At 66.2% G+C, this 10,605-nt stretch carries 11 protein-coding genes and 1 pseudogene; 11 read left to right on the forward strand and 1 reads right to left on the reverse strand.

Annotated features, from left to right (window positions below; genetic code table 11):
* Positions 1–1,063 (forward strand): UxaA family hydrolase (locus tag H162_RS0128870; RefSeq protein WP_020656955.1); only part of this gene is annotated, 1,063 nt, incomplete at its 5' end.
* 65 nt (positions 1,064–1,128) lie between these two features.
* Here H162_RS0128870 and H162_RS0128875 read toward each other — a convergent pair.
* Complete coding sequence (locus tag H162_RS0128875) at positions 1,129–2,028, reverse strand: LysR family transcriptional regulator (protein ID WP_020656956.1); 900 nt, start codon at positions 2,026–2,028, stop codon at positions 1,129–1,131.
* Between the two features lie 151 nt (positions 2,029–2,179).
* On the opposite strand from H162_RS0128875, the gene H162_RS0128880 reads away from it, so the two are divergent.
* The 10 genes and pseudogenes from H162_RS0128880 to H162_RS0128925 all read left to right on the forward strand — a co-directional run.
* Entirely contained in the window at positions 2,180–2,893 is a 714-nt protein-coding gene (locus H162_RS0128880; RefSeq protein ID WP_026355242.1) for a succinate dehydrogenase/fumarate reductase iron-sulfur subunit, read from the forward strand.
* The gene (locus H162_RS0128885; protein ID WP_020656958.1) at positions 2,890–3,234 is read left to right on the forward strand and encodes a succinate dehydrogenase/fumarate reductase transmembrane subunit; all 345 of its coding nucleotides are present in this window, start codon (positions 2,890–2,892) and stop codon (positions 3,232–3,234) included. The genes H162_RS0128880 and H162_RS0128885 overlap by 4 nt, the downstream gene beginning before the upstream one ends.
* Positions 3,231–3,599 carry a succinate dehydrogenase, cytochrome b556 subunit gene (gene sdhC, locus H162_RS0128890; protein WP_020656959.1) on the forward strand — a complete coding sequence of 123 codons (369 nt, stop codon included), beginning with the start codon at positions 3,231–3,233 and terminating at the stop codon, positions 3,597–3,599. The genes H162_RS0128885 and sdhC overlap by 4 nt, the downstream gene beginning before the upstream one ends.
* Positions 3,600–3,637: 38 nt before the next feature.
* The gene (locus tag H162_RS0128895; RefSeq protein ID WP_020656960.1) at positions 3,638–4,513 is read left to right on the forward strand and encodes a fumarate hydratase; all 876 of its coding nucleotides are present in this window, start codon (positions 3,638–3,640) and stop codon (positions 4,511–4,513) included.
* Positions 4,514–4,523: 10 nt separating this feature from the next.
* Positions 4,524–5,138 (forward strand): annotated as a pseudogene (locus H162_RS0128900) (fumarate hydratase C-terminal domain-containing protein); the annotation flags it as partial.
* Complete coding sequence (locus H162_RS0128905) at positions 5,135–6,877, forward strand: L-aspartate oxidase (protein WP_020656962.1); 1,743 nt, start codon at positions 5,135–5,137, stop codon at positions 6,875–6,877. The pseudogene H162_RS0128900 and the gene H162_RS0128905, both read left to right, overlap by 4 nt.
* Before the next feature lie 204 nt (positions 6,878–7,081).
* On the forward strand, positions 7,082–8,089 hold the full coding sequence (locus tag H162_RS0128910) for an ABC transporter substrate-binding protein (RefSeq protein WP_020656963.1): 1,008 nt from the start codon (positions 7,082–7,084) through the stop codon (positions 8,087–8,089).
* A 69-nt stretch (positions 8,090–8,158) separates the two neighbouring features.
* Entirely contained in the window at positions 8,159–8,962 is an 804-nt protein-coding gene (locus H162_RS0128915) for an ABC transporter ATP-binding protein (RefSeq protein WP_020656964.1), read from the forward strand.
* Positions 8,955–9,830: an ABC transporter permease gene (locus H162_RS0128920; RefSeq protein ID WP_020656965.1), complete on the forward strand. Its 876-nt coding sequence runs from the start codon at positions 8,955–8,957 to the stop codon at positions 9,828–9,830. The genes H162_RS0128915 and H162_RS0128920 overlap by 8 nt, the downstream gene beginning before the upstream one ends.
* Before the next feature lie 11 nt (positions 9,831–9,841).
* Positions 9,842–10,605, forward strand: a 764-nt coding sequence (locus H162_RS0128925; protein ID WP_020656966.1) for an NAD(P)-dependent oxidoreductase, incomplete at its 3' end; no start/stop codon positions are given.

Consider the following 10,605-nt stretch of genomic DNA (forward strand, 5'->3'; position numbering starts at 1 on the left):
CGCCGAGGCAGTGGCGAACAACATCAAGGGCACCATGGCCCTGCCCCACCCGTACGGCCGCCTGCAGTTCGGCGCCGACCTGGAACTGCACTTCCGCACCATGATCGGTACCGGCGCCAACCCCAACGTGGCGGCCGTGATCGTGATCGGCATCGAGCCGCAATGGACCCAGCTCATCGTCGACGGCATCGCCAAGACCGGCAAGCCGGTGCAGGGTTTCGCCATCGAAGGGCATGGCGACCATGACACGATCTACCGCGCCTCCAAGGCGGCGCGCCAGATGGTGCAGTTCGCCTCCGAAAAGCAGCGCGAGGAGTGCAATATCAGCGAGCTGTGGGTCTCGACCAAGTGCGGCGAGTCCGACACCACCTCAGGCTGCGGCGCCAACCCGACCGTGGGCAATGCCTTCGACAAGCTGTACGAGGTGGGCGCGACCCTGGTGTTCGGCGAAACCTCCGAGCTGACCGGCGGCGAGCACCTGGTGGCGGCGCGCTGCGCCACGCCGGATGTGAAGGAACAATTCATGACCATGTTCAACCGCTACCAGGACATGATCAACCGCTACAAGACCTCCGACCTGTCGGATTCGCAGCCGACCAAGGGCAATATCGCCGGCGGCCTGACCACGATCGAGGAAAAAGCGCTGGGCAACATCCAGAAGATCGGCAAGAAATGCCAGGTCGACGGGGTGCTGGACAAGGCCGAGACGCCGACCGGGCCGGGGTTGTGGTTCATGGATTCGTCGTCGGCCGCGGCCGAGATGGTGACCCTGTGCGCGGCCTCCGGCTATGCGGTGCACTTCTTCCCCACCGGCCAGGGCAATGTGATCGGCAATCCGATCCTCCCGGTGATCAAGATCTGCGCCAATCCGAAGACGGTGCGCGTGATGGAAGAGCACATCGACGTCGATACCTCGGGCCTGCTGCAGCGCGAGATCAACATGGATGGGGCGGGCGACAAGCTGCTCGAGTGCATGCTGCGCACGGCCAATGGCCGCCTGACGGCTGCCGAGGCGCTGGGTCACCGCGAGTTCGTGCTGACCCGACTGTACGAAAGCGCCTGACCCGCTCCCCATAGCCGAAGCGTCATTCCCGCCGGTGGCGGGAATGACGCTCTTGCGTTCCCGGATTATCCCTGCCTCACCCGCACCGGCCTGCCCGCGAAATACTCCTTGATGGCCGCCGTGAACGCCATCCGGCTGTGGCGCGTCCGCTCCACCAGCCCCACGCAGCGCTCCACGCTCACCCCGCGCAGCCTGATCACCCGCAGCGCCTCGTCGTTCTCCCAGTGCGCATTCGCCAGCTGCGGCACGATCGAAATGCCGAATCCCTGGCGCACGATCTCCACGATGGCCTCCACCGAGTTCAGTTCCAGCTCGTCGCGCGCGCTCACGCCGCACTCCGCCAGCACCCCATCCACCAGGTGCCCGGTCCAGGTATGGCGGTCGAAGCGGATGAAAGGCGCCTCGCGCAGCGCATCGAGCGGTTTGCCGGGCAGGTCGAAGTGCGGACGGCGCGGCACGACCAGCACCATCGGTTCGTTGTAGAGCGGCGTCCACACCAGGCTCGACGCCAGCGCGCGCGGCGGCTGGGTGACGATCGCGGCATCGAGCTCGCCGCGCTCCACCTGGTGCACGAAGTCGCTCGACAGGCCGGCGAACAGCTGGACCTTGAGCGCCGGATACCGCTGCTTGAGCGTCCACAGCGCGTCGGCGAAGGCGCCCATCAGCGTCGAGACCAGCGCCCCCATCACCACCCTGCCGGACAGCTCGTCCTGGCTTTCCGGGTTCGCCAGCGCCTCGAAGCGCGCCAGCAGGTCTTCTATTTGCGGCACCGCCTTGCGCCCCGCCGTATTCAGGACTACCGAGCGCGGACCCCGATCGAACAGCACCTGGTTCAGCTCTTCCTCCAGCGCGCGCACCTGCAGGCCGACGGCGGCGGCGGTCAATCCGATCTCCTTTCCCGCCGCGGCAAAGCTGCCATGCCTGGCGACGGAAAGGAAGGTCCTGAAGCTGCGGATCGAGGCCATGTGCGTGGTGTCCGGAGGATTGATCGATGCAGGGAATAGTAAAGAATTCCTTTATCTCATACAAATAAAGATTAGCTTTATTTTGTAGGAGAAGTCCTCGACAATGACTTATCAAAGCTGAATTTTTAAGCAGATTATCAAGGTGATCTAGATGAATGAGAAGCTTGAAGTAAAGGTTTGGCGAGGCAGGGAAAGCGGCGAGTTCGTCACCTACGAGGTACCCCGGCTCGAGAGCCAGACCGTGCTCGACGTGGTGACCCATATCCAGCGCAACATCGACCCCGGCCTGAGCTACCGCTACGCGTGCCGGGTCGGGATGTGCGGCTCCTGCGCCATGAGCGTCAACGGCAAGGCGCGCTGGACCTGCCGCACCCACGTGTCCAAGGTCGCGAAGGAAGGCAGGCTGGAGCTGGCTCCCCTGTCCAACCTGCCGGTCATCAAGGACCTGGTGGCCGACATGACCGAGTTCTTCGACAAATGGGCGCGCGCCAAGGGACGCTTCAAGGGCGAGCGCACCCGCCACCAGGACTTCGCCCTGATCAAGCCCGACTCGAAGGAGCGGCGCGCGGCCGACGCCGGCATCGAATGCATCGGCTGCGCGATCTGCTATTCCTCCTGCGACGTGGTGAGCTGGCGCCCCGAATTCCTCGGCCCGGCCGCCCTGAACCGGGCCTGGACCCTGGTCAACGACGTGCGCGACGTGGAACGCGACGAGCGCCTGCTCGCGGTGGCGGGCGACGCCGGCTGCCACGCCTGCCACACCCAGGGCTCGTGCACCGAGCGCTGTCCCAAGCAGCTGGCGCCGACCGCCGCCATCTCCGGCCTCAAGCGCCTGTCGATCATGGCCCTGCGGAGGGAAAAATGAGCGACACCATCACCGAAATCCGGCTCTGGTACTGGCAGCGCCTCAGCGCCATGGTGCTGACTTTCTGCGTGCTGGTCCACCTGGCCATCATCATCTACGCGGTGCGCGGCGGGCTGTCCGGCGCCGAGATCCTGGCGCGCACCCACGGCAGCTGGACCTTCGGCCTGTTCTACACGGTCTTCGTGCTGGCCTGCGCCGTGCACGTGCCGATCGGGCTGGCGCGCATCATGCGCGAGGCGCTGCACTGGCGCGAGCCGGCGATCCGCCTGGCCGCGGGTTTGTTCGCGCTGCTCCTGCTGGTGCTGGGGCTGCGCTCCGTCTATGGAGTGGTACTGGCATGAACCATACAAACAAGCGCACCAACGACTATCGCGCCCGCAACCATCCGGCCTACTGGGCCTTCATGGTCAACCGCGTCGCCGGCATCGCGCTGGCCCTGTTCCTGCCGGTGCACTTCTGGGCGCTGGGCCATGCGATCCAGGGCGAGGCGAAGCTCGAAGGCTTCCTTCGCTTCACCGACCAGCCGCTGTTCAAGTTTGCCGAATGGGGCCTGGTGCTGCTGCTGGCCGCCCACACGGCCGGCGGCGTGCGCCTGATGCTGATCGAATTCGGCACCTGGAGCGGCCTGCGCAAGAACTGGATCGCCGGCACCGCCGGATTCGCCACCATGACCAGCATGGCCTTCGCCCTCGCGCTGGTCTTCTGACCAGCCATCGTTAGCCCGACATGAAAGGACCACACGCCATGAACATCGATCTGCCGGCCGTCGAGGAGGCCGCCAAGGAACTCTACATCCGGGCGCTCAAGATGCTGCCGCCCGATATCAAGGGTGGCTTCGCCCGCCTCACCGAGACCGAGACCCGGCCGCGCGCCCAGGGCATCCTGGCCACCATGGTGCAGAACATCCAGGTGGCCGAGGAGAACGAGAACCTGCTGTGCCAGGATACCGGCGTCCCCATCTATAACGTGACCATCGGGCGCGGCGTCGACGTCGACGGTTACGCGCTGAAGGCGGCCATCCGCAAGGGCTGCGAACGCGCCACCCGCGAGCATCCGCTGCGCTCCTCGGTCGTGCACCCGATCACCCGCAGGAACGAGCATACCTCGTGCGGGACCGAGGTGCCGGTCATCCACATCGACTTCAGCGACAAGCCGCATGAACTCGACATCCTGATGGTGCCGAAGGGCAGCGGCTCGGAAAACAACTCCTTCCTGAAGATGGCGATTCCCGCCGAAGGCATCGCCGCGGTCAAGGCCTTCGTCATCGATTCCGTGATCAACGCCGGCGGCAAGACCTGTCCGCCGACCGTGGTCGGCGTCGGCATCGGCGGCACCTCGGACCTGTGCGTGGCGCTGGCCAAGCGCGCCGCGATCCGCCCGCTGAGCAGCCGCTGCGGCGATCCGGAAGGCGCGAAGCTGGAAGAAGAGCTGTCGGCCGCGGTCAACCGCCTCGGCGTCGGCCCGCAGGGACTGGGCGGCGACTCCACCGCGTTTGCCGTGCACATCGAACTGGCCGCCACCCACATCACCATGAACCCGGTCGCCGTCAACATGCAGTGCCACTCCGCGCGCCGGGCGCGCGCGACCTTCACGCCGGACGGCCTCATTTACGGTTACTGACAGGGAGACGACCATGGCCCACTACGAACTCTCCACGCCGGTGACCGAAGAGCAGGTCCGGCAACTGCGCGTCAACGACACCGTCACGCTCGAGACCACCCTGTTCGGCATCCGCGACGCCACCCAGATCCACATGCTCGACCGCGGCCGCACTACCCGCTTCGACCTGCGCGGCCATGCCGTGATCCATACCGCGCCGAACGTGCGCAAGGTCGAGCGGAGCGACGCCTACCCGGCCGGCTACCAGCCGATCTGCATCGGCACCACCACCTCGGACCGCATGGAGCGCTTCACGCGCCCGCTGATGGAAGGCCTCGGCGTGCGCCTGATCGTCGGCAAGGGCGGCATGCGCGAAGGCTCGCTGGACGCCTTCCGCGACCTGGGCGGCGCCTACCTGGCGATCGTCGGCGGCACCGCGGCGCTCGAGACCACCTGGATCGAGCAGATCGAGGACGTCGACCTGGACGACCTGAACCCCGAATCGCTGTGGAAGTTCCGCATCCGCCACTTCGGCCCGCTGCTGGTGGCGATGGACAGCCATGGTGGCAGCCTGTACACCGAGATCAAGGCCGAGGTCGAGGCGCGCCGCGCCGACGTGCTGGCCAGCCTGGGAGTGATGAAATGAACCAGATCAAACGCATCCAGACCGACATCCTGATCCTCGGCTCGGGCGGCGCCGGCCTGTTCGCGGCCCTGCACGCGCACCAGGCCAATCCGGCGCTGTCGATCACGGTCGCGGTCAAGGGCCTGCTCGGCAAGTGCGGCTGCACCCGCATGGTCCAGGGCGGCTACAACGTGGCGCTGGCCAAGGGCGACTCGGTCGAGCGCCACTTCATGGACACCATCGAAGGCAGCAAGTGGCTGGCCAACCAGGAACTGGCCTGGACCCTGGTGACCAAGGCGGTGGAGCGCATCCAGGAGCTGGAAAACGAACTTGGCTGCTTCTTCGACCGCAACCCGGACGGCACCGTGCACCAGAAGGCCTTCGCCGGCCAGACCTTCGACCGCACCGTGCACAAGGGCGACCTGACCGGCATCGAGATCATCAACCGGCTGGCGGAACAGGTGTGGGCGCGCGGCATCCAGCGCCTGGAAGAGCACCGCGCGGTCGAGCTGATCAGGACCGCGGACGGCGCCGCGCTGGCGGGCGTGCTGATGATCGACATGCGCAGCGGCGAATTCGTCTTCGTGCAGGCCAAGTCGGTGCTGCTGGCCACCGGCGGCGGCCCGACCATGTACAAGTTCCACACGCCTTCCGGCGACAAGAGCTGCGACGGCCTGGCGATGGCGCTGCGCGCCGGGCTGCCGCTGCGCGACATGGAGATGGTGCAGTTCCACCCGACCGGCCTGCTGGCCGGCACCCATACCCGCATGACCGGCACCGTGCTCGAGGAAGGCCTGCGCGGCGCCGGCGGCTGGCTGGTCAACGGCCAGGGCGAACGCTTCATGCACAACTACGATCCGCGCGGCGAGCGCGCCACCCGCGACATCGTGTCGCGCGGGATTTACTCGGAAATGCGCGCCGGCCGCACCACGCCCAATGGCGGGGTCTACATCCAGATGGCGCACCTGGGCGTCGACAAGGTGCGCAAGCAGTTCAAGGGCATGGTCGAGCGCTGCGGCGACTGCGGCTTCGACCTGGCCGGCGGGAAGGTCGAGGTGGTGCCGACCGCCCACTACATGATGGGCGGGGTCGTGTTCCGGCCCGACTGTACTACCCACCTGCACGGCCTGTTCGCGGCCGGCGAGGATACCGGCGGCGTGCACGGCGCCAACCGGCTGGGCGGCAACGGCGTGGCCAACTCCACCGTGTTCGGCGGCATCGCCGGCGAGAGCATGGCCGCGTGGACCGCGCGCAACCCGGGTTTCCGCGCGCCGGACGAAGGCGCCATCGCGCGCAGCATCGCCGCCCACGAGGCGCCGTTCGCCCAGCCGGCCGGCAAGCTGGAGGCGATCCGCGAGGCGCTGTACGACTGCATGTGGAGCGACGTGGGCATCCTGCGCACCGCCGAAGGCCTGCAGCGCGCCCAGGCGCGGCTGGCGGCGCTGGAGGCGCAGCTGCTGCGCACCGGCATTCCGGACGGCGACCGCGCCTACGCGCTGAGCTGGCACGACTGGATGAACCTGCGCAACCTGATCGCGGTGAGCCAGGTGATCGCCGCCGCCGCCCTGCTGCGCGAGGATTCGCGCGGCGCCCACTTCCGCGAGGACTTCCCGCAGGCCGGCGACCTGCACGCCTCCAGCTTCACGGTGGCGCGCATCGAGCAGGAAGCGCTCACCCTGGCGCGCGAACCGGTGCGCTTCGAGCGCGTGCGGCCGGGACAGACCATCCTGGAGGAAGAAGCCGCGCCGGCGACCGTGTGAACCCGAGCCCGCCGGCAAGAGCAAAAATATATCAAAAAATAGCCAATTCATTCAGGTCATCTAGTTGAATTGCGGTGTAACTTAGGCTAGTATGAACTCTCGAATTTGCGTTAAGAGGTACACCGACACAGCATTCACCGGGGTAGCAACAACAACCACTGCGCCAAAAGCAGGGCCCCCGACACACTCTTGGAGGAGACATCCATGCAATTCAGATCCATCCTGTCGTATGCCGCCGGCGCCGTGCTGTTGACCACCTCCCTGGCCAGCCGCGCGGAAGTCGCCGAACTGAAGATCGCGGAGCAGTACGGAATCAGCTACCTGCCGCTGATGATCATGGAAGAACAGAAGCTGGTCGAGAAACACGCGACCGCCGCCGGCATCCCCAACCTCAAGGTCTCGTGGGCCAAGTTCGCGGGCGGTAACGTGATGAACGACGCCCTGCTGTCGGACAGCCTGCACTTCGCCGCCGGCGGCGTGGCGCCCCTGGTCACGCTGTGGGCCAAGACGCAGACGAACTACGGCGTGAAGGCGGTGGCGGCCCTGAATTCCATGCCGCTCTACCTGAACACCCGCAACCCGAACGTCAAGACCATCAAGGACCTCAGCGGCAAGGACAAGATCGCGCTGCCCGCGGTGAAGGTCTCGATCCAGGCGGTGACCCTGCAGATGGCCGCCGCCCAGGCCTTCGGCGACGGCCAGCAGAACCAGCTCGACAAGTTCACCGTCTCGATGAGCCACCCGGACGGCCAGGCGGCCCTGCTCTCGCCCAACAGCGAAGTGACCGCGCAGTTCAGCGCGCCGCCCTTCCAGTACCAGCAGCTGGAACAGCAGGGCATCCGCAAGGTGCTCGACTCCTACCAGGTGCTGGGCGGCCCGGCCACCTTCAACCTGGTATGGGCGACCTCGAAGTTCCGCGACGCCAATCCCAAGGTCTACGGCGCCTTCGTCAAGGCGCTCGACGAGGCGATCGCGATGATCAACAAGGACAAGAAGTGGGCGGCCGAAAGCTACCTGCGGATCGCCAAGGACAAGGACAGCGTCGACGACATCCTGAAGATGCTCAACGATCCGAACGTGGTCTACACCACCACCCCGCAGAACGTCGGCAAGTACGTCGACTTCATGTACAAGACCGGCTCGATCAAGGTCAAGCCGGCGTCCTGGAAGGACATGTTCTTCCCCAACGCGCACAACCTTCCGGGCAGCTGACAGGCGCCTGGCGTACCGAACACGAGCACTTCACGAGCATTTCTCGGCAAGAGCAAAAGGAAGGAAGCCATGGACATGATGCACACCCTGCAACCAGCGCCGTTACTCGACGTGCGCGACGTCACGCTGCAATACAAGACCAAGGCCCACCTGGTGACGGCGACCTACCGCGTCAACTTCCAGGTGTTCAAATCGGACCGCTACGTGCTGCTCGGCCCTTCGGGCTGCGGCAAGAGCACCCTGCTCAAGGCCATCGGCGGCTACCTCAACCCCACCGAGGGCGAGATCCGGCTGAAGGACAAGCTGGTGTGCCGCCCGGGCCCGGACCGCATGATGGTGTTCCAGGAGTTCGACCAGCTGCTGCCCTGGAAGACGGTCAAGGAGAACGTGATGTTCCCGCTGCTCTCGTCCGGCAAGCTGAAAGGCAAGGCGGCGGAGGAAAAGGCCATGCAGTACATCGAGAAGGTGAAGCTGGACAAGTTCGCCAACCACCATCCGCACATGCTGTCCGGCGGCATGAAACAGCGGGTGGCGATCGCGCGCGGCATGGCGATGGAGCCGGACGTGCTGCTGATGGACGAACCCTACGCCGCGCTCGACGCCCTCACCCGCCGCAAGATGCAGGACGAGCTGCTGCAGCTGTGGGACGAGACCCACTTCACCGTGCTGTTCGTGACCCACTCGATTCCCGAGGCGATCAAGTGCGGCAGCCGGATCCTGCTGCTCTCGCCCCACCCCGGCCAGGTGAAGGCCGAGCTGGCCAGCGTTCCGCGCGACGAACTGGACCCGAAGGCGGCCAAGGAGCTGGAAAACGAGATCCACCATATGCTGTTCTCAGACGAAGTCGAAGACAAGGAGGTACAACATGTCTAAGGATGCCGTTCTCTGGCCCCGCCCGTCCATCCACCGCGAGACGCTCGATTCCTCGGCCTTCGGCGTCGTCGAAAAGCCGCTGTCGACCTTCGAGAAGCTGTACAACTACAGCGTCGTGCGCAAGACGGCGATCCTGGTGTTCCTGATGGTGCTGTGGGAAGTCGGCGCCCGCATGCTGAACAACGAGCTGCTGTTCCCGACCTTCGTCGCGACCACCGATGCCTTCTTCAAGGGCGTTGCCAGCGGTGAACTGGTCATCAAGGTGTGGGCCTCGCTCAAGGTGCTGCTGATCGGCTACTGGACCGGCATCGCGCTCGCCGCGCTGCTGACCGCGATCGGCATCGCCTCCAAGATCGGCACCGACTTCCTCGAGACCCTGACCTCGATGTTCAATCCGCTGCCGGCGATCGCGCTGCTGCCGATCGCCCTGATCTGGTTCGGCCTGGGCAACGGCAGCCTGGTGTTCGTGCTGGTGCACTCGGTGCTGTGGGCGGTCGCGCTCAACACCCACTCGGGCTTCCTGGCGGTGTCCAACACCATGCGCATGGTCGGCCGCAACTACGGCCTGGGCGGCTTCTCCTACGTGACCAAGATCCTGATCCCGGCCGCGTTCCCGAGCATCCTCACCGGCCTCAAGATCGGCTGGGCCTTCGCCTGGCGCACCCTGATCGCGTCCGAGCTGGTGTTCGGCGTGAGCTCGGGTTCGGGCGGCCTTGGCTGGTTCATCTACGAGAACAAGAACATGCTCGAGATCCCGAACGTGTTCGCCGGCCTGCTGACCGTGATCCTGATCGGCCTGGTGGTGGAGAACCTGGTATTCCGCACCATCGAGAACGCCACGGTGCGAAAATGGGGCATGCAATCGTGAGGGAGACCGGAATGAAGATCGTGATCTGCGAGTTCATGGACGAGGCGGCGGTGGACAGCCTGCGCCAGCGCTTCGAGGTGGTATACGACCCGGCCCTGGTCGACCGGCGCGCCGAACTGGAGCAACTGCTGGCAAAAGCCCAGGCGCTGATCGTGCGCAACCGCACCCAGGTCGATGCCGAGCTGCTGGACGCCGCGCCGCGGATCAAGGTGGTCGGCCGCCTCGGGGTGGGGCTGGACAACATCGACGTGCCGGCCTGCGAGGCGCGCAAGGTGACCGTGATTCCGGCCACCGGCGCCAACGCCCTGGCGGTGGCCGAGTACGTGATCGCCTGCAGCATGCTGCTGCTGCGCGGCGCTTTCCTAGCAAGCGAGGCGGTGGCCGACGGCGCCTGGCCCCGGACCAGGCTGTCCGAGGGACGGGAAACCGGCGGCAAGACGCTCGGCCTGGTCGGCTTCGGCGGCATCGGCCGCCTGACCGCGCGACTGGCCAAGGGGCTCGGGATGCGGGTCGTCGCCTACGACCCGATGCTGGCCTGGGATGCACCGGTATGGGACGAAACCGGCGTCAAGCGCCTCGCCCTGGACGAACTGCTCGCGCAGGCCGACGCCGTCAGCCTGCACGTGCCGCTCACCGACGCCACGCGCGGCCTGATGAACGTGGCGCGCATCGGCGCCATGAAGCCGGGCGCGGTCCTGATCAACACGGCGCGCGGCGGCATCGTGGACGAGATGGCGCTCGCCGAGGCGCTGCGCCAGGGGCGCCTGGCCGGGGC

Origin of the sequence: Massilia niastensis DSM 21313, assembly GCF_000382345.1 — a bacterium.
Lineage (GTDB): Bacteria > Pseudomonadota > Gammaproteobacteria > Burkholderiales > Burkholderiaceae_D > Telluria > Telluria niastensis.